Here is a 17,920-nt window from a genome sequence, read left to right as displayed (position 1 = left end):
TTCTAGCGTGAGACGGACTTCGGCGCGACGGCTAGTTGCTGGTGGTTCCTTCACCAACGCGCTGCCGGGTCATGTTCAAGTCAAAAGCCGCACTTCTCTATCCCTTCGTTGCCATCGTGCTGTGGGCCGGCAACGTCATCATCTCGCGCCTCTCGGCGCACACGATCGGTCCGCAGGCGATCACCTTCTATCGTCTGCTGGTCGCGGTGCTCTTGATGTCTCCGTTCGTGGCGCGCGGCGCCTGGCGTAATCGCCATGCGATCTGGCCGCATCTTGGTCCGCTCGCGATCCTCGGCTTCCTTGCGATGTGCCTGTTCCAGAGCCTGTCGTATCTGGCGGCCGAAACCACCACCGCGATCAACATGGCGGTGTTCACCGCGCTGACGCCGCTCTTGACGGTCGCCCTCAGTGCCGCGCTGCTCGGCGAACCGCCGACGCTTGGCATGATCTGCGGCGCGCCGCTGTCATTTGCGGGCCTTGTCTATCTCGTCAGCGGCGGCGACTTGTCGTTGCTGTTGCAGAACGGCGTGCATGCGGGCGACGCGCTGATGCTGCTGGCCGCGATCGTCTATGCGCTGTACTGCGTGCTGCTGAAGCGCTGGAATATGCCGATTAGTGGATGGCAATCCACCTACATGCAGGCGCTGTGCGCGCTGGCCGTGATGTTTCCCGCGTTCCTCGCGACGCCGGTGCCGCTGCGGCAGGTCAACGCCGAAACCTGGCCGCTGATCGTCTATGCCGGCGCGCTGGCCTCGGTCGTGCTGCCGTTTCTCTGGATCCGCGGCGTCGCGCAGCTCGGCCCGAACCGCTGCGCGGTCTTCATGAACCTGCTGCCGGTGCTGACGGCCGCGGCCGCGATCGTGATGCTGGGCGAGCCGGTGAGGCCATTCCACGTCATCGGCGGCGGCCTTGCGCTGCTCGGCGTCGCCTGCGCGCAGGCCTTTCCGCGGCCGGTCAAGACGGCCCGCGATACGCGATGACTCGTAAGTCATGGATTGGCGATCTCGCCGTTTTGATCGCATGTGAGAGGCCAGGGCAGAATAGGGCGCTACGCTCTGCGATCACCTGTTCGGTGAGACGGAGTGATCACGATGCGTGTTGCCTTGCGCGTATGCTTACGTATTTCCCTGGTCCTGATGCTGCCGCTTGTGCTCCTGTCGAGCGTGGTTGCCGACGCCGCAACTGCGCATCACAGGCGCGTGCGGCAGCCTTTCATCATCCGCCCAAGCGAGCAGGTGGCTCCTCCGAGCTTGTACCGATATCCCGGCTTTGGGCCCATACCGCCTGGCGAGAACCGGAACCTCGATCCATCCACCCGCGGCAGCGGCTGATGTCGGTCAGCGCCTGCACTGATGCTTCATCGCATCGGTCGCTCTGCCAGCGTACAGGAAGTTGGTCAAAGATCGAGCTATGCGGCGTCGGTGACCAATTTGTGCTGAGATCTTTCGGCGACACGCTGTTCGAGTGTGGCGATGGTTCGCTTGAGATTGGCGTACCGCTCATTGAGCGACCTTGCCAAGATCGGATACCTCGCGTCCGATCGGTCGTAAATTCCCGCGCGCTGTTCTTCGGTCGCGATATCGGCTTCGATCTGCTGGCAGGCCAGAATGAGATCGGACAGCATCTTGCCGACTGTCGACTCTCGTCCGCCATGTCCGCGAGCTGTCTCAAAACGATGATGCATGTTCATTTGCGTGCTCCGAATGTCTGAGTTCGGCACATCGAGAACAGCGGCGCCGAACTATTCACGGATACATCGCAAGTTGCCTGCCAACCTCGGGTCCGTAGGAATACGGTCGGGCGGTCTGGCGCAGGGTGCGCCACCGGGTGAACGACAGCCTGATGGGGTCTCGCAGACTAGTCTCGCCGCCACGCCGGAACGCAAGCACCTAGCGTGACACGCTTGAAGTCTCGAGCGGCGTCCTGATCTCCAGCCTGTTCAGCAAACCTGACCGCTGCCTCCATGTCCTGAGCGGCGGACGCGCTCTCGCAGAATTGGCTGCGAATTTCAGCCCGGTATCTATATGCCCTGTAGTTCATCGGGTTGTACTGAAGCGCAAGGTTGTAGCTATTTTGCTCCTCAGCGGCGCCTCGGCGGGCTTCATCCGACTGACTGCCGAAGTTGGTTTGGCGATCGAGTGCCTGGAGTGTCCCGAGCTCCGTATAACGCAGAGACATCGCACCGAGACTGGCAGGAAGTGCGTCGCCCGACGAAGAAGGTTGCCTTGCCGAGGTGCGTTCAATTTCGATCTTCTTGTACTTGATGGCGTTGCCGTAATCCCGCAAGCTTTGGAAGGTGCTCGATATTTCGCCGGTGATCGGCGCGAGATAGGCGGTCGGGAGTCGTCGATCGCTCAGCAGGTTGAGACATGCTCGTATCTTTGCCTGCGGAGGCAAGACGTCGCGACATTCCTTGTCAACCACACGCCACTCGTCCCGCGAATGCTGCGTCGGCGGCGTCTGCGCAGCAGGCAGAACGAGAACCAGCGCGAAACAGATCGCTAACCTGAGACCGTGACTTGGACCATCCATTTATTTCTTCGCCCTCAGCCCGATCTCGACCGGCCGGCGGATTCTTCGAGCACGCTGCATGATCATTTGATGCCAAATAATCAAGCCGAGGGAAAGCTGAGTTCATAGATGGACCTAAAAGTGAGGCCGTTCGTGACTGGGAAAGACCGAACGGCCCCAGCCGGCCCGTAGTGCCAAAATGGAAGAAATGGGCCGGCGCTCCAGCTACGGAGTCGGCGGACAATGGTTTCACCGATGTCAATTGACGTTGCTACCGTACGCCCCCCGGACGCGGCCGATTGCTATGAGCGCGCAGGGTCGGCTTGACGGCAGGTCGTCAAAACAAACGCCGCCTTGCTGCATTGCCACTCGCTGCCGAGCGCAGCGCTTGAGACCGGCCGCGGGGCAGCAACGATCGCCAGCACAACAACCATGCAAGCCAGCGAAGTTGCGACCACGAGCCTGCCTGCTTTGGATGAGAAGCGCTGTCGTAGCCAGAAGCCAAAGTCGGCGGATCGGCGAAGCTGGGCGTTACGCAGAACCTGGTCGATATCCTGGAATTGGATGCCACTGTCTTGCTGCATGGCCTTACCCCGGAAATGTTCAGGTGAAAGAAAACAATGCGGGGATCGTGGGCGCGGTTTGTTGCGCGCTCGCTTCGCGGCGCCGGGAATGATGTTTCATTCACGCGGAGGTGACGACCAGTCCAGGCCAGGGGCCAGCATTTGGCTCGTCAGCTTCATGCACTATGATTTGGGATACTTCGACCTGGAGCAGAAAACCCTGCAACCCCTCGACAACCCGTTCGGCACGAGGTTGTCACCCATGTCTTAGGTACGACCTGTTACCCATGTCTTCGGGCTGGACACAATGAGTATGGCGGAGACGGAGGGATTCGAACCCTCGATAGGCCTTTACAAGCCTATAACGGTTTAGCAAACCGCCGCCTTCAGCCACTCGGCCACGTCTCCAATGGCGCCGATATGCCCGAGAGGGCGCTGAGCCGCAAGCGGCAGATTCAGATTGCGCCAAGGTGATTTGAGGGCAGCTCCGCCGCCGGCCATCCCCGAGCCTTCATATATGGCTCCAATCGGCAGGCGTCGGAGCGCCCGGATGCTTAGAATACAAGATATAACAATATATTAGACCGACATCGGGCCGGGACTGGAAGCGCCCGGCGCCAAGCCTGTTGAAAACCGGTTGCGCCGGCTCATTCCACGCTGGCGCCGCGCCGCAAATCGGCCTCGATCTGCAATTTGGTGCCGCCGCCGAACCGGGCGCGATAGACCTGCAGGTTTTCCATGATCCGCTGGACATAGTTCCGCGTCTCCGAGAACGGAATCAGCTCGACCCAGTCGACCGCGTCGACCTTGGGATCGCGCGGATCGCCATAGCGCTCGATCCACTTCCGCACGCTGCCGCGGCCGGCATTGTAGGCGGCGAAGGTCAGGATATAGGAGCCGCGGTAGTCCTCGAGCAGGCCGCCGAGCTCGGCGGCGCCGAGCATCGCGTTGTAGACCGGGTCGGTCTTCATCCGGTTGAGGTCGAAACCGATGCCGGCGCGCTTGCAGACATAGCGTCCGGCGTCCGGCGTCACCTGCATCAGGCCGTAGGCCTGGGCCGGCGACACCACCGCCGGATTGAACGCGCTCTCCTGGCGCGCGATCGCGTAGACGACGCTCTGCTCGACTTCCGGCCCGACTTGGCGGAACGACGGAATGCCGTTGACCGGGTAGGCGTAGTGGTCGAACGGCAGTCCGCGGTTGAGCGCGGCCTTGCCCATCAGCAGCATGCCGCGGGCATCGCCGTGGCGCCCGGTGAGCTCGCCGAGGCCGGCGAGGGCCTCCGGATCGCCATTGTCGCCCATGTCGCCGAAGATCGGGATCGCGAGCTCGCGCGCGTCGATTTCGTAGAGCAGCGCCACCGCGCGCACGATCTCCAGCCGCTCGGCGCCGCGGCCGCGCGGCGCGCTGTTCAGCTCGATCTGCGGCAGGCCGAGCTTGGCACGCGCGAGCTGGCCGTAATAGCTGGTGGACTGCTCGGCCGCGCGTCCGTAGGCGGCGCGCGCCTCCTGGCCGCGGCCGGCGGCCTCCGCGGCGCGGCCCTGCCAATAGCCGGCACGCGCCAGCGCGGTCGGATTGGCGCTGCCGACGCCGATCCGCGCGAAATGCTGGGCGGCGAGGGCGGGATCGTTGAGGAAGCGCAGCGCGATCCAGCCCGAGGTGAATTCCTGCTCGGTCTTGTAGATGTCGCGGGCCGGCAGCGCCGCGTCGCGCGCGATCAGATAGGCGGTGCGAAACTCGTTGGTGTCGATCATCTTGCGCGCCAGCAGCCGGCGCTCGATCCACCACTCGTCGACATTGTAGAGGCGGGAGGCTTCCTTCGGTGCGCTCAGCATCAGCCGCGCGGCCTCGGCGAATTTCTCTTCGCGGCGGAGCAACTGGATCCTGGCGAACAAATAGCCGGTGTCGCCGGAGAGCTCGCTCGGCACGGCTTCCAGCAGCGCGCGTAGGTTCGAACCTTTGCGGGTGGCGGCGATGCGTGCCTTCGCGAGCGCCACGTAGCCGGAGCCAAGGCGCTTGGCTTCGCGCATGCCGGCGGCCTCGTTGTCGGTGCCGTACAGCATGGTGTCCATGCGTGCCTTGTGATCGCCGGCAGTCAGCAGCGAGCCGAACAGGTCGAGCGCGGTGTTTTCGGTGTCCTCGCTCATTCCGTCGTTGCGCCAGGCCTCGCGGACCAGGCGCTCGGCATTGCCGCGGTCGCCGCGTCCGATCATCACCTTGGCGAGCGCGAGCCGACCCTTGGCCGAGACCGGCGATTCATTCTGGAACCAGGTCCAGACCGCGGAGTCGTCGCGGCGGTCGTCCCACAGCGAGGCCTCGATGCGGCGACGCAGGAAGGTCTGCGACGGCCAGCTCGGATTGGCATCGAGGAAGGCGCGGTAGCGCTCGACCGAGGCGCCGTTGTCCTCGCTGCGCAGGATCAGCCATTCGGCAAGCTTGCGCGCGACCGGATCTGAGATCGAGGCCTCGGCCTCGGTGGCGTCCGCCGGCCTGCGCTTGCGCAGCAGCTCGACGACGCTTGCAAGCACTTCCTTGTCCGACTGCGACGTCGAGGATGTCGCGGCCACGGCCGCAGGCAGCACCGGCTTGCGCGCGATCGGCGCGGCGTGCTGGCGGGTTGCCGGAACCAGCGCGGGCGCGGGCACCGACCTGTTCGATACAGTTCCCGTTGCAACCGGAGCGGCGGGCTTGGCCGCTGTGGTCTTGGATGTATTGGTCTTGGACGTGGTGCCCTTGGATTCCGTGGTCTTCGGAGCCGTTGGCTTGTGAGCTTCGGTCTTGGGAGGAGCGGACTTGGCTCCATCGGCCTTGACCGCGCCGGACTTGGAAGACGTCGTCTTGTGAGCGTCGGTCTTATGAGCGTCGGTCTTGTGAGTTTCAGTCTTGGCTGCGTCAGTCTTGGCGGCGCCGGGCTTGGTTGCCGTTGGCTTTGAAGCCGCCGCCTTCGGAGCCGTGGACTTTGGCGTGGTCTTGGAAGGAGCAGGCTTGGAAGCCGTGTCTTGGGCAGCCGGCTTTGCAGTTGGAGCATCCTCGGCGGCCCAGGCATCTGCCGTGATGGCGGCGAGGCCGACAACGAGCGCCAGGCTCGTCGCCAGCGCCGTCGACCGCAATGTGCCTGCGCGAACGGAACGGATCACAGAAGTCCTCTGCGGCCCCGAATCATCTGGTCGTTTGGGCCATGGGTTCTTATTTGATTGAAAACGTACACAAAATACTAAGAAGCCTGCCGGTGCGGCTGTTTGCGCCAGCACAACGGCAAAATCGCGGCTGGAAACGATTTCGCGCGCCGCAGATTACCGTTGGGAATAGGTACGGTACGGCCCTTTCGCCTGTCGGCCAGACCCGATATGAATTGCCTTTCATGGCGTTTCGCAACAACCGGGTGCCGGTCGCACGGACGTGAAGCGCGCCGACAACAAAGGTCCGTCGACCTAGCCTTTAGCCTGAAGCGTTTGGAGGAAGTCCATGGCAGCCAAGACAAAATTCCGGGGATCATTCACTGCCTTGGTGACGCCCTTCAAAAACGGCTCGGTGGACGAAGCGGCGTTCCGCAGCCTCGTGAACTGGCAGATCGCCGAGGGCACCCACGGCCTGGTGCCGGTCGGCACCACAGGCGAGAGCCCGACGCTGAGCCACGACGAGCACAAGCGGGTGGTCGAATGGTGCATCGAGGAGGCCAAGGGCCGGGTTCCCGTGATCGCCGGTGCCGGCTCGAATTCGACCAAGGAGGCGATCGAGCTCGCCGAGCACGCCGAGAAGGCTGGCGCCACCGCGGTGCTGGTCGTGACGCCGTACTACAACAAGCCGACCCAGGAAGGCATGTATCAGCACTTCAAGGCGATCAACGATGCGATCGGCATTCCGATCATCATCTACAACATCCCGCCGCGCTCGGTGATCGACATGTCGGTCGACACCATGACGCGGCTGTTCGAGCTGAAGAACATCGCCGGCGTCAAGGACGCCACCGCGAGCATGGTGCGGGTCTCGCAGCAGCGCGCGGCGATGGGCGAGGATTTCAACCAGCTCTCCGGCGAGGACGCCACCATCATCGGCTACATGGCCCATGGCGGCCACGGCTGCATCTCGGTGACCTCGAACGTCGCGCCGCGGCTGTGCTCGGAGTTCCAGACCGCCTGGCAGAAGGGCGACGTCACCACGGCACTGAAGATCCATGACAAGCTGATGCCGCTGCATACCAATCTGTTCATCGAGAGCAATCCGGCGCCGGTGAAGTACGCGATGTCGCTGCTCGGCAAGCTGGACGAGAAGCTGCGCCTGCCGATGGTGCCGGTCACCGAGGCGACCCGCCAGGCGGTCCGCAGCGCCATGGTGCATGCCGGCCTGATCAACTGAGCCGGACCGCTACCGCCGTGAACAGTGCCGTGCGCAATGTCGAACAGAAGGGGATGGGCATGCTGAAGGAATTCCGCGAGTTCGCCATGAAGGGCAATGTCGTCGACCTCGCCGTCGCCGTCATCATCGGTGCGGCCTTCGGCGCGATCGTCACTTCGCTGGTCGGCGACATCATCATGCCGATCATCGGCGCGATCACGGGCGGCCTCGACTTCTCCAACTATTTCACCGGGCTTTCCAAGGCCGTCAACGCAACCAACCTGGCCGACGCCAAGAAGCAGGGCGCCGTGCTGGCCTGGGGCAACTTCCTGACGCTGACGCTCAACTTCCTGATCGTCGCCTTCGTGCTGTTCATGGTCATTCGCGTCATGAGCCAGTTCAAGCGCAAGGATGAGGCCAAGCCCGCCGAGCCGCCGAAGCCGTCCGACGAGGTCGTGCTGCTGACTGAAATCCGCGACCTCCTCAAGAAGAGCTAACGTGGCCGAGAAGAACGAACGTCCCATCAAGGTCGTTGCCGAGAACCGAAAGGCCCGCTTCAACTACGCGATCGAGGACACGATCGAGGCCGGCATTTCGCTGACTGGCACCGAGGTGAAATCAATCCGCAGCGGCAAGAGCACGATCGCGGAATCCTATGCGGATTCCAAGAACGGCGAGCTGTGGCTGATCAACGCCAATATCCCCGAATATCTGCAGGCCAACCGCTTCAACCACGAGCCGAAGCGGCCGCGGAAGCTGCTGCTGCATCGCAAGCAGATCAACAAGCTGCTCGGAGCGGTCGACCGCGAGGGCATGACGCTCATTCCGCTGAAGCTGTACTTCAACGAGCGCGGCCGTGCCAAACTGCTGCTGGCGGTCGCCAAGGGCAAGAAGCTGCACGACAAGCGCGAGACCGTGAAGAAGCGTGACTGGGGCCGCGAGAAGGGCCGCCTGATGCGAGCGCGCGGGTAGGGCGGTTGATATTTGTCGTCATCGCTTCGTCGCTTCAGCGCAAAATTGCTCTGCAATTTTGTCGCGAGCTCCTCGCGATGACGGTGGATGGAGATTTGGGCCTGACTCAATCGAGCCTTACCGATGTCGACTGGAGCAAGATCCCGGCGCCCACGGATGACGGCGGCGCGGCGCACCTCGTCGGCATGACGATCCCGCCGGTCAGGCTGCGCGCCACCGACGACACCGCGGTGGCGCTGTCGGCGCTCAAGGGCCGCACCGTGGTGTTCGCCTATCCGCGAACCGGCGAGCCCGGCAAGATCGGGCTGGTCGACGATTGGGACATGATCCCGGGCGCCCGCGGCTGCACCCCGCAGACCTGCGCATTCCGCGACCTGTTTGCCGAGCTGAAGGCGGCCGGTGCTGCCCAGGTGTTCGGGCTGTCGACGCAAAGCAATGCGTACCAGACCGAGATGGCGTCGCGCCTGCATCTGCCGTTTCCGGTGCTGTCCGACGAAGCGCTGGAACTGACACACACGCTGAGATTGCCGACGATGTCGGTGGCCGGCCTGACCATGATCAAGCGGCTCGCGCTGGTCATCGACGACGCGCGCATCACGCACGTGTTCTATCCGGTGTTCCCGCCTGACCGGAACGCCGGCGACGTGCTGGCATGGCTGAAGGCCAATCCGCGGAGGGACTAGCGAACATGATGTGATGGGGCGGTCGCAGGTCACGCTGCCAAAATATCGAGAACAACCCCATGCAAAGTAGCCGGCGGCGGCCGGCGTTCGACCAGGCAACTTGACACGTCGGGCAATTCAGGGATATATTTCTAATATTCCGAAATTGTGCATGCCCCGCCCCAAGGCTGTCGCGGATGCTAGCCGAGCTCCTTGCGCACGGTCGCGAACACCTTGCGGAACATATCGGTCGTCAACACGCCGGTGTTCGTGTTGTAGCGCGAGCAGTGGTAGCTGTCGTAGAGCTTGAATTTGCCCGCACTATGCACGGCACCGTGCACAAAAGGCGCGGCCGCCAAGCGAACATCCAGCGCCTTGAGAGTCGATTCGTGGGCGATTCGTCCGAGCAGCACGATCGCGCGCAGCTTCGGCATCGTGGCGATGGTGGCGCGGAGGAATTGCCGGCAGGTGTTGATCTCGGCCGGCAGCGGCTTGTTCTGCGGCGGCACGCAGCGCACCGCGTTGCTGATCCGGGCGTCGACCAGCTTCAGCCCATCGTCCGGCCGCGCCTGATAGACGCCGCTGGCGAAGCCATATTCGAGCAGGGTCGCATAGAGCAGATCACCGGCGTAGTCGCCGGTGAAGGGACGGCCGGTGCGGTTGGCGCCCTGCAGGCCCGGCGCGAGCCCGACGATCAACAGCCGCGCATTCGGATCGCCGAACGATTCCACCGGTGAGTTGAACCAGCCCGGCTCGCGTGCGCGCGCCTGCGCGCGGAACTCGGCCAGCCGTGGACAGAGCGGACAGTTGCTGTCGGGGCGCGTGGCAGCGATGACGAGGTTACTCGTCGAAATCGTCATCGGCTCCCCGTGGGGCCATGGTGGTCGCGCGCTGCAGGAATTGCGGGGAGTGGTGGCGCGGTTCGCGCGGGGCCGGACGTTCCGACGGATCGCGGCCGAGCTTGGATTGCAGCTCGACCAGGTCGGTGAAGACGTCGGCCTGGCGGCGCAGCTCGTCGGCGATCATCGGCGGCTGGCTGGCGATGGTGGAGATGACCGTGACGCGAACGCCGCGACGCTGCACGGCCTCCACCAGCGAGCGGAAGTCGCCATCGCCGGAAAACAGAATCATCTGGTCGATGTGCTCGGCGAGTTCCATGGCATCGACGGCGAGCTCGATGTCCATGTTGCCCTTCACCTTGCGGCGGCCGCTGGCGTCGATGAATTCCTTGGTCGCCTTGGTGACGACGGTGTAGCCGTTGTAATCGAGCCAATCGATCAACGGGCGGATCGACGAATACTCCTGATCCTCGATGATCGCCGTGTAGTAGAACGCACGGAGCAGCGTACCGCGACTCTGGAACTCCTTGAGGAGGCGCTTGTAGTCGATGTCGAAGCCCAGCGTCTTAGCGGTGGCGTAAAGATTCGCTCCGTCGATGAAGAGCGCGATCTTGTTGGAAACAGGTGACGACATCAAAGTGTTCTCGCGTGGTTGTTAGTGTTCTTAGCGCGGCGGTGATCAACCGCGCGCAATTTCCGGCGTTGCTGCCTAAAGTTCTGTGAATCTTTCCCCACGACAGTCACCACCGCAATTATGGTGAGGCGAGGGCAAAAAGCCTAGACCCTTGACATTGCAATGAAGAGATTTACTCGCCTGGGACAGCAACCTAGCCATGTCGTCAGACGCTCCGGCCCTTCTGGCCCCCGTGAGACCGGGTTATCAGAGCCTGTTCGGAAGGCAAATCACAAATTTTACCTTGCGAAACGGGGGCTAGGCCTATAACTAACCCTCATAACCTACATGTTCGGTCCCTTTTACCACGGAGCGCCTCGAGATGGCTCGCGTCACCGTCGAAGATTGCATTGACAAGGTCGACAATCGTTTCGACCTCGTCCTGTTGGCCGCGCATCGCGCCCGGATGATCTCGTCGGGGTCGCAACTCACGGTTGATCGCGACAACGACAAGAATCCGGTCGTCTCGCTGCGGGAGATCGCCGATTCGACGATCTCGCCGGAAGACCTGAAAGAGGAGCTCGTGCACTCCCTGCAGAAGTTCGTCGAGGTCGACGAGCCCGAGCCCGACACCGTGCCGCTGATCGGTTCCGCCGGTGCCAGCGTCGACGCCGACGACACCGAGGTCGCGGTCGAGCGGATGACCGAGGAAGAACTGCTGAAGGGCCTCGAGGGTCTGGCGCCCCCGGAGGAACAGCCCGAGGAAGACGAGTAAACTCGCCGTCGTTTCGAACCGATTTACCGAAGGCCCGGACATTGCTCCGGGCCTTTGCTTTTGTTGACAATTTTGCTGTTACGGTGCGTCCTATGCGGACGCGCGAAATTGAATGGTTCCAGGGCCCGCGCGGGGTGCTGCTTCATTCGAAAGCGCACTAGATTGAGGAAAGTTGGGACATTCCGGTCCCGCGCGAGAGGCAGCGAGTTCATGGCGTATCGACGCCGCAGTTCCATCCAGATGCAGGCTGCAACCGAAACGGTCGCGGTGGCGCCGACGTCGTCCACGGCGGAAAGGCCGGCCAAGCCGCGGACGCGAATGATGCGACAATATGACCTCGTCGAGCGCGTCCGCTCCTATAACCCCGACACCAACGAAGACCTGCTCAACCGCGCCTATGTCTACGCCATGAAGGCGCACGGCACGCAGACCCGCGCCTCCGGCGATCCCTATTTCTCGCATCCGCTCGAGGTCGCCGCGATCCTCACCAACCTCAAGCTCGACGACGCCACGATCGTGGCGGCGCTGCTGCACGACACGATCGAGGACACCGAGGCGACGCGGGCCGAGATCGACAACGTGTTCGGCCACGAGATCGGCGCGCTGGTCGAGGGCCTGACCAAGCTGAAGCGGCTGGAACTGGTGTCGCGCGAGGCCAAGCAGGCCGAGAATTTGCGCAAGCTGCTGCTTGCGATCGCCGACGACGTCCGCGTGCTGCTGATCAAGCTCGCCGACCGGCTGCACAACATGCGCACGCTGGAATTCGTGCCGCCGGCCTCGCGGCGGCGCATCGCCGAGGAGACGCTGGATATCTACGCGCCGCTGGCTGGCCGCATGGGTATGCAGGAGATGCGCGGGGAACTGGAGGACCTGTCGTTCTTCGTGCTCGATCCCGAGGCCTACGCCGTGGTCAAGCAGCGGCTCGATTCCCTGGCCGAGCGCAACCGCAATTTGATCGGCGAGATCGAAACCCAGCTCTCCAAGAATCTGCAGAAGAACGGCATTACTGCGCGGGTGTTCGGCCGCCGCAAGCAGCCGTTTTCGATCTGGACCAAGATGGAGCGCAAGTCGGTCGGCTTCGAGCAGCTGTCCGATATCTACGGCTTCCGCATCATCCTCGACGATGTCGGGGCCTGCTACCGCGCGCTCGGCATCGTCCACACCACCTGGCCGGTGGTGCCGGGCCGCTTCAAGGACTACATCTCGACCCCGAAACAGAACGACTACCGCTCGATCCACACCACGGTGATCGGGCCGGGCAAGCAGCGCGTCGAGCTGCAGATCCGCACCGAGGACATGAACCAGATCGCGGAGTTCGGTATCGCCGCGCATGCCTTCTACAAGGAGGGCGCGGGTTCGCCGCACGAGCGGATGAAGCACGAGTCCAACGCCTTCGCCTGGCTGCGCCACACCATCGGCATCCTCTCGGAAAGCGCCAATCCGGAAGAATTCCTCGAGCACACCAAGCTCGAGCTGTTCCACGACCAGGTGTTCTGCTTCACGCCGAAGGGCAAGCTGATCGCGCTGCCGCGCAACGCCAACGTGATCGATTTCGCCTACGCCGTTCACACCGGCGTCGGCAACAGCGCGGTCGGCTGCAAGATCAACGGCAAGTTCGCGCCGCTGTCCTCCGAGCTGCAGAACGGCGACGAGGTCGAGGTCCTGACCTCGAAGGCGCAGTCCGCGCCACCGTCGGCCTGGGAAGCGCTCGCCCGCACCGGCAAGGCGCGGGCCGCGATCCGCCGCGCCACCCGCGACGCGGTGCGCGACCAGTATGCCGGGCTCGGCCGCCGCATCGTCGACCGCCTGTTTGCCCGTGCCAAGATCGAATATGCCGACGACAAGCTGAAGGGCGCATTGCCGCGGCTCGCGCGCACCTCGATCGAGGACGTGATGGCCTCGGTCGGGCGCGGCGAGATCAAGGCTTCCGACGTCGCGCGCGCGATGTATCCCGACTACAAGGAAGAGCGGCTGGTGCGCTACGGCGCCAAGAAGGGCCTCGCCGCCAAGCTGAAGACGCAGAACCCGCCGCATCCGGCGCGCGCCACCTCGGTGATCCCGGTGCGCGGCATCAATTCCGACCTGCCGGTGAAGTTCGCGCCGAACGGCGGCGCCGTGCCGGGCGACCGGATCGTCGGCATCGTCACGGCGGGCGAGGGGATCACGATCTATCCGATCCAGTCGCCGGCGCTGAAGGATTTCGAGGAGGAGCCGGAGCGCTGGCTCGACGTGCGCTGGGATATCGACGAAACCATGCCGCAGCGCTTTCCTGCGCGCATCCTGGTCCACAATGTCAACGAGCCCGGCAGCCTTGCCCAGATCGCGACCGTGATCGCCGAGCACGACGGCAACATCGACAACATCCACATGTCGCGCCAATCGCCTGACTTCACGGAGCTGACCATCGATCTTGAGGTCTATGACCTCAAGCATCTCAGCGCTATCATCGCCCAGTTGCGCGCCAAGGCCGTCGTCGCTCGGGTCGAGCGCGTCAATGGTTAGGGTTCCGCCTGTCATCGGCCCTCATGGTGAGGAGGCGCGTCAGCGCCGTCTCCGGACGATGCTCCGCATCGCTCGGGAACCATGCGGCCCGAGACGGGGCCACATCCTTCGAGACGCGGCGCAGGCGCCGCTCCTCAGGATGAGGGGATGGTTTAACTGGTTTGTCAGAGAGTGATTTGATGTCGTCTCCGCCGCTGCGTCTCGGTATCAATGTTGATCACGTCGCCACCCTGCGCAACGCGCGGGGCGGAGGGCGGCCCGATCCGGTGCGGCTGGCGCTTGCCGCGATCGCGGCCGGCGCCGACGGCATCACCGCGCATTTGCGCGAGGACCGCCGCCACATCCGCGACGAGGACATGGCGCGGCTCAAGGCCGAGATCTCCAAGCCGCTGAATTTCGAGATGGCGGCGACCGACGACATGCTGCGGATCTCGCTCGCCACCAAGCCGCACGCGGTTTGCCTGGTGCCGGAGCGGCGCCAGGAACTCACCACCGAAGGCGGCCTCGACGTCGTCGGCCAGCACAACGCACTGGCGCCGTTCATCGCACGGCTCAATGACGCCGGCATCCGCGTCTCGCTGTTCATTGCCGCCGATCCCAGGCAGATCGAGATGGCCGCGAAGCTGAAGGCGCCGGTGATCGAGATCCACACCGGCGGCTGGTGCGACGCCGTGGTCGACGGTCACAAGGACAAGGCGGAGGCCGAATGGAAGCGCATCGTCGCCGGCGCCAGGCTCGCGCAGGCGGCCGGGCTCGAGGTCCATGCCGGCCACGGGCTCGACTATGACACCGCGGAGACGATTTCCGCGCTGCCCGAAATCCGGGAGTTGAACATCGGCTATTTCATGATGGGCGAGGCGCTGTTCGTCGGCATCGCCGCGACGGTGCGTGAGATGCGTGCTGCGATGGACCGCGGCCGCGCCAGGGCGCAGGGTGGCGTCAGCGCATGATCATCGGCATCGGCTCCGACCTGATCGACATCACCCGAGTGGCCAAGGTGATCGAGCGCCATGGCGAGCGATTCCTCGATCGCGTCTTCACCGACGCCGAGCGTGCCAAGGCGATGCGCCGCGCCAACAGCGAGAAGATGGTGGTCGCAACCTACGCCAAGCGCTTCGCCGCCAAGGAGGCTTGCTCCAAGGCGCTCGGCACCGGTATCCGGCGCGGGGTGTGGTGGAAGGACATGGGCGTCGTGAACCTGCCCGGCGGGCGGCCCTCGATGCGGCTGACCGGCGGGGCGCTCGCCCGGCTCCAGGAATTGACGCCCGAGGGTATGCAGGCGCAGATCGATCTTTCGATCACCGACGATTGGCCGTTGGCCCAGGCCTTCGTCATAATTTCGGCGGTTGCCCCCGCCAGATGAACGCGGGGCGCCGGAATCTGCCGGAAAACTTCAGCAAACTAAAAAATCATTGATATTTCAATGAATTGCGAAGTTTTGAGGCGCCGATTGATTGCGCCCCTGCGAACAACCGTCTAAAACGCCGCAGGGTTATATCGAGCGAGACGCTGATTCCGGGTTTAGGCCGGAATTTGCCCTCAAGATCAGAATCAAGGCCATTTTCCTCACGCGAAGGCCGAACGCTTCGCGCGAAGAGAACGTTCTGCCACCGCGTGGACATCAGTCCACGGGAATTGGGAAAGCAATGAGCGTGACCACCGGGACCAAATCTGAAAGCGGCTTGGGCGAGACCATCCGCGTCGTCATCCATGCCCTTCTGATCGCGCTCGTTATCCGCACCTTCCTGTTCCAGCCGTTCAACATCCCCTCCGGGTCGATGAAGGCGACGCTCCTGGTCGGCGACTACCTGTTCGTCTCGAAATATTCCTATGGCTACAGCCACTATTCGATCCCGTTCTCGCCGAACATTTTCTCGGGCCGCATCTTCGGCTCGGAGCCGAACCGCGGCGACATCGTGGTGTTTCGGCTGCCGCGGGATGACTCCACCGACTACATCAAGCGCGTCATCGGGCTGCCCGGCGACCGCATCGAGGTCAAGAGCGGGCTGCTCTACATCAACGATGAGCCGATCAAGCGGGAGCGGCTGAGCGATTTCGTCGGCGAGGATCCCTGCGGCTCGGCGGATGCGACCGCCCGCGTCAAGCGCTGGAAGGAGACGCTGCCGAACGGCGTCAGCTACGAGACGCTGGACTGCACCGACAACAGCTACATGGACAACACCATCGTCTACACCGTTCCGCCCGGGCATTTCTTCATGATGGGCGACAACCGCGACAACTCCACCGACAGCCGCTTCCTGTCGCAGGTCGGCTACGTGCCGTTCGAGAACATCATCGGGCGCGCCCAGATGATCTTCTTCTCGATCGCCGAGGGCGAGCAGGCCTGGATGATCTGGCGCTGGCCGCTTGCCGTGCGGTGGAATCGCCTATTCTCTATCGTGCGATGAACGACGATACCGCAGCCATCAACGATCAAGCGCCGACCGGCGAGCCGAGCCAGACGCCTGCCGCCGACAGCACAGCCGCGCCGAAGAAACGGCGCAGCAAGGCGGCCAAGGCCGCTGAGGAGAAGGCCGCGATCGCGGGCACCGAGGCACGGATCGGGTACACGTTCCAGGATCCCGCGCTGCTGACCACTGCGTTCACCCACGTGTCCGCGCTGAAGCCCGCCACCCGCAACCGCGCCGACAGCTACCAGCGCCTGGAGTTCCTCGGCGATCACGTGCTCGGGCTGATCGTATCGGACATGCTGTTCCGGTCGTTCCCCAAGGCCGACGAGGGCGAACTGTCGAAGCGGCTCGCCGACCTCGTGCGCAAGGAGAGTTGTGCCGACGTCGCCAAGGCGCTCGGGCTGCTCGAGGACATCAAGCTCGGCATGGTGAAGGCGGTCGAGGGCGCCCGGCTGCGCAAGTCCGTGCTTGGCGACATCTGCGAAGCGGTGATCGGGGCGATCTTTCTCGACGGCGGCTACGAGGCGGCGCGCCAGTTCGTCGAGCGCAACTGGACCGAACGGATGCACAAGCTGCGCCGGCCGCTGCGCGATCCCAAGACCGTGTTGCAGGAATGGGCACAGGGCAAGGGGCTGCCGACGCCGGTCTATCGCGAGGTCGAACGCACCGGCCCGCATCACGATCCACAATTCCGCGTTGCGGTTGACCTGCCGGGCCTGGCCTCCGCCGAGGGCCTCGGTGGCAACAAGCGCGCGGCCGAAAAGGCGGCAGCATCCGCGATGATCGAGCGCGAAGGCGTCGGCACCAATGACTGACGAGGCCGAAGGGCAAGGGGACGCGACGCGCTGTGGCTTCGTCGCGCTGATCGGTGCGCCCAATGTCGGCAAGTCGACGCTGGTCAACGCGCTGGTGGGCTCCAAGGTCACGATCGTCTCGCGCAAGGTGCAGACCACGCGCGCGCTGATCCGTGGCATCGTGATCGAGGGCAACGCGCAGATCATCCTGGTCGACACGCCCGGGATCTTCGCGCCGCGGCGCCGGCTTGACCGCGCCATGGTGTCGACCGCCTGGAGCGGAGCGCACGACGCCGATCTCGTCTGTGTGCTGCTCGATGCGAAGTCGGGCCTCGACGAAGAGGCCAACGCGATCCTGGCCAAGCTCGAAACCGTCGCCCATCCGAAGATCCTGGTGCTGAACAAGGTCGATCTCGTGCAGCGCGAGAAGCTGCTGGCGCTGGCGCAGGCCGCCAACGAGCGGATGCGCTTCGAGCACACCTTCATGATTTCGGCGCTGTCCGGCGACGGCGTTGCCGATTTGCGCCAGACGCTGGCCAAGCTGGTGCCCGCAGGGCCCTTCCTCTATCCCGAGGACCAGATGTCGGATGCGCCGATGCGGCATTTGGCGGCCGAGATCACGCGCGAGAAGATCTACAGCCATCTGCATCAGGAACTGCCGTACCAGTCGACGGTCGAGACCGACAGCTGGACCGACCGCAAGGACAAGTCGATCCGCATCGAGCAGACGATTTTTGTCGAGCGCGAGAGCCAGCGCAAGATCGTGCTCGGCAAGGGCGGCGCCACCATCAAGTCGATCGGCGCGCAGGCACGTGCCGAGATCGCCGAGATCATGGGCGTCCCCGTGCATCTGTTCCTGTTCGTCAAGGTGCGTGAGAACTGGGGTGACGATCCCGATCGCTACAAGGAAATGGGACTGGAATTCCCCAAGGAATAAGAGTCG

At 63.8% G+C, this 17,920-nt stretch carries 18 protein-coding genes and 1 tRNA gene; 12 read left to right on the top strand and 7 right to left on the bottom strand.

Features of this window, described 5'->3' with window-relative positions:
* The first annotated feature begins 71 nt into the window (after window positions 1-71).
* On the top strand, window positions 72-980 hold the full coding sequence (locus ACE10X_RS24530; RefSeq protein ID WP_304555180.1) for a DMT family transporter: 909 nt from the start codon (window positions 72-74) through the stop codon (window positions 978-980).
* A 428-nt stretch (window positions 981-1,408) separates the two neighbouring features.
* Here the strand turns inward: ACE10X_RS24530 and ACE10X_RS24525 are convergent, their stop codons facing one another.
* From ACE10X_RS24525 to ACE10X_RS24505, 5 genes are all read right to left on the bottom strand, one after another.
* Window positions 1,409-1,690, bottom strand: coding sequence for a hypothetical protein (locus ACE10X_RS24525; RefSeq protein ID WP_038385365.1), 282 nt, complete (start codon window positions 1,688-1,690; stop codon window positions 1,409-1,411).
* 167 nt (window positions 1,691-1,857) lie between these two features.
* The gene (locus tag ACE10X_RS24520; RefSeq protein WP_244435826.1) at window positions 1,858-2,424 is read right to left on the bottom strand and encodes a hypothetical protein; all 567 of its coding nucleotides are present in this window, start codon (window positions 2,422-2,424) and stop codon (window positions 1,858-1,860) included.
* Between the two features lie 389 nt (window positions 2,425-2,813).
* Window positions 2,814-3,095, bottom strand: a complete 282-nt coding sequence (locus ACE10X_RS24515) for a hypothetical protein (RefSeq protein ID WP_038385367.1) — start codon at window positions 3,093-3,095, stop codon at window positions 2,814-2,816.
* A 293-nt stretch (window positions 3,096-3,388) separates the two neighbouring features.
* Window positions 3,389-3,482 (bottom strand) — tRNA-Ser (locus ACE10X_RS24510).
* Window positions 3,483-3,721: 239 nt separating this feature from the next.
* Complete coding sequence (locus ACE10X_RS24505; RefSeq protein ID WP_375762978.1) at window positions 3,722-6,211, bottom strand: transglycosylase SLT domain-containing protein; 2,490 nt, start codon at window positions 6,209-6,211, stop codon at window positions 3,722-3,724.
* Window positions 6,212-6,539: 328 nt separating this feature from the next.
* Between ACE10X_RS24505 and dapA the strand changes: the two genes are divergently transcribed.
* From dapA to ACE10X_RS24485, 4 genes are all read left to right on the top strand, one after another.
* Window positions 6,540-7,430: a 4-hydroxy-tetrahydrodipicolinate synthase gene (gene dapA, locus ACE10X_RS24500; protein ID WP_038385370.1), complete on the top strand. Its 891-nt coding sequence runs from the start codon at window positions 6,540-6,542 to the stop codon at window positions 7,428-7,430.
* A 59-nt stretch (window positions 7,431-7,489) separates the two neighbouring features.
* The gene (mscL, locus tag ACE10X_RS24495) at window positions 7,490-7,906 is read left to right on the top strand and encodes a large conductance mechanosensitive channel protein MscL (protein WP_038385388.1); all 417 of its coding nucleotides are present in this window, start codon (window positions 7,490-7,492) and stop codon (window positions 7,904-7,906) included.
* Between the two features lies 1 nt (window position 7,907).
* Window positions 7,908-8,381, top strand: coding sequence for an SsrA-binding protein SmpB (smpB, locus tag ACE10X_RS24490; protein ID WP_016843999.1), 474 nt, complete (start codon window positions 7,908-7,910; stop codon window positions 8,379-8,381).
* Between the two features lie 101 nt (window positions 8,382-8,482).
* On the top strand, window positions 8,483-9,064 hold the full coding sequence (locus ACE10X_RS24485; RefSeq protein ID WP_038385389.1) for a peroxiredoxin: 582 nt from the start codon (window positions 8,483-8,485) through the stop codon (window positions 9,062-9,064).
* Between the two features lie 179 nt (window positions 9,065-9,243).
* Here ACE10X_RS24485 and ACE10X_RS24480 read toward each other — a convergent pair whose 3' ends face one another.
* Entirely contained in the window at window positions 9,244-9,903 is a 660-nt protein-coding gene (locus tag ACE10X_RS24480; RefSeq protein ID WP_038385371.1) for a uracil-DNA glycosylase, read from the bottom strand.
* On the bottom strand, window positions 9,884-10,516 hold the full coding sequence (locus tag ACE10X_RS24475; protein ID WP_016844002.1) for an NYN domain-containing protein: 633 nt from the start codon (window positions 10,514-10,516) through the stop codon (window positions 9,884-9,886). Before ACE10X_RS24475 ends, ACE10X_RS24480 begins: the two co-directional genes overlap by 20 nt.
* A 361-nt stretch (window positions 10,517-10,877) precedes the next feature.
* Between ACE10X_RS24475 and rpoZ the strand changes: the two genes are divergently transcribed.
* The 7 genes from rpoZ (at window position 10,878) to era (ending at window position 17,914) form a co-directional block, all read left to right on the top strand.
* A complete protein-coding gene (gene rpoZ / locus ACE10X_RS24470) occupies window positions 10,878-11,270 on the top strand; it encodes a DNA-directed RNA polymerase subunit omega (RefSeq protein WP_016844003.1) in 393 nt (130 codons plus the stop codon).
* A gap of 210 nt (window positions 11,271-11,480) precedes the next feature.
* Window positions 11,481-13,772 (top strand): bifunctional (p)ppGpp synthetase/guanosine-3',5'-bis(diphosphate) 3'-pyrophosphohydrolase, encoded by a 2,292-nt coding sequence (locus tag ACE10X_RS24465; RefSeq protein WP_038385372.1) that lies wholly within the window; start codon window positions 11,481-11,483, stop codon window positions 13,770-13,772.
* A gap of 179 nt (window positions 13,773-13,951) precedes the next feature.
* The gene (locus ACE10X_RS24460) at window positions 13,952-14,722 is read left to right on the top strand and encodes a pyridoxine 5'-phosphate synthase (RefSeq protein WP_038385373.1); all 771 of its coding nucleotides are present in this window, start codon (window positions 13,952-13,954) and stop codon (window positions 14,720-14,722) included.
* Complete coding sequence (acpS, locus tag ACE10X_RS24455; RefSeq protein ID WP_038385374.1) at window positions 14,719-15,135, top strand: holo-ACP synthase; 417 nt, start codon at window positions 14,719-14,721, stop codon at window positions 15,133-15,135. Before ACE10X_RS24460 ends, acpS begins: the two co-directional genes overlap by 4 nt.
* 283 nt (window positions 15,136-15,418) lie before the next feature.
* Entirely contained in the window at window positions 15,419-16,180 is a 762-nt protein-coding gene (lepB, locus tag ACE10X_RS24450) for a signal peptidase I (RefSeq protein ID WP_028333840.1), read from the top strand.
* On the top strand, window positions 16,177-16,998 hold the full coding sequence (gene rnc / locus ACE10X_RS24445) for a ribonuclease III (protein ID WP_028340976.1): 822 nt from the start codon (window positions 16,177-16,179) through the stop codon (window positions 16,996-16,998). The genes lepB and rnc overlap by 4 nt, the downstream gene beginning before the upstream one ends.
* Window positions 16,991-17,914 carry a GTPase Era gene (gene era / locus ACE10X_RS24440; RefSeq protein ID WP_038385375.1) on the top strand — a complete coding sequence of 308 codons (924 nt, stop codon included), beginning with the start codon at window positions 16,991-16,993 and terminating at the stop codon, window positions 17,912-17,914. Before rnc ends, era begins: the two co-directional genes overlap by 8 nt.
* Window positions 17,915-17,920 lie beyond the last annotated feature (6 nt).

The sequence above is a fragment of the Bradyrhizobium sp. Pha-3 genome, assembly GCF_042258325.1.
GTDB lineage: Bacteria > Pseudomonadota > Alphaproteobacteria > Rhizobiales > Xanthobacteraceae > Bradyrhizobium > Bradyrhizobium elkanii.
Note: the sequence above shows the minus strand (reverse complement) of the source record. Positions and strands in the feature narration are given on the sequence as shown.

Coding starts and splice junctions, on each gene's coding strand:
- ACE10X_RS24465 (WP_038385372.1), top strand. CDS start 11,481: ATGGCGTATCGACGCCGCAGTTCCATCCAGATGCAGGCTGCAACCGAA.
- era (WP_038385375.1), top strand. CDS start 16,991: ATGACTGACGAGGCCGAAGGGCAAGGGGACGCGACGCGCTGTGGCTTC.
- lepB (WP_028333840.1), top strand. CDS start 15,419: ATGAGCGTGACCACCGGGACCAAATCTGAAAGCGGCTTGGGCGAGACC.
- acpS (WP_038385374.1), top strand. CDS start 14,719: ATGATCATCGGCATCGGCTCCGACCTGATCGACATCACCCGAGTGGCC.
- rnc (WP_028340976.1), top strand. CDS start 16,177: ATGAACGACGATACCGCAGCCATCAACGATCAAGCGCCGACCGGCGAG.
- mscL (WP_038385388.1), top strand. CDS start 7,490: ATGCTGAAGGAATTCCGCGAGTTCGCCATGAAGGGCAATGTCGTCGAC.
- ACE10X_RS24515 (WP_038385367.1), bottom strand. CDS start 3,095: ATGCAGCAAGACAGTGGCATCCAATTCCAGGATATCGACCAGGTTCTG.
- ACE10X_RS24475 (WP_016844002.1), bottom strand. CDS start 10,516: ATGTCGTCACCTGTTTCCAACAAGATCGCGCTCTTCATCGACGGAGCG.
- ACE10X_RS24530 (WP_304555180.1), top strand. CDS start 72: ATGTTCAAGTCAAAAGCCGCACTTCTCTATCCCTTCGTTGCCATCGTG.
- dapA (WP_038385370.1), top strand. CDS start 6,540: ATGGCAGCCAAGACAAAATTCCGGGGATCATTCACTGCCTTGGTGACG.
- ACE10X_RS24460 (WP_038385373.1), top strand. CDS start 13,952: ATGTCGTCTCCGCCGCTGCGTCTCGGTATCAATGTTGATCACGTCGCC.
- ACE10X_RS24525 (WP_038385365.1), bottom strand. CDS start 1,690: ATGAACATGCATCATCGTTTTGAGACAGCTCGCGGACATGGCGGACGA.
- rpoZ (WP_016844003.1), top strand. CDS start 10,878: ATGGCTCGCGTCACCGTCGAAGATTGCATTGACAAGGTCGACAATCGT.
- ACE10X_RS24480 (WP_038385371.1), bottom strand. CDS start 9,903: ATGACGATTTCGACGAGTAACCTCGTCATCGCTGCCACGCGCCCCGAC.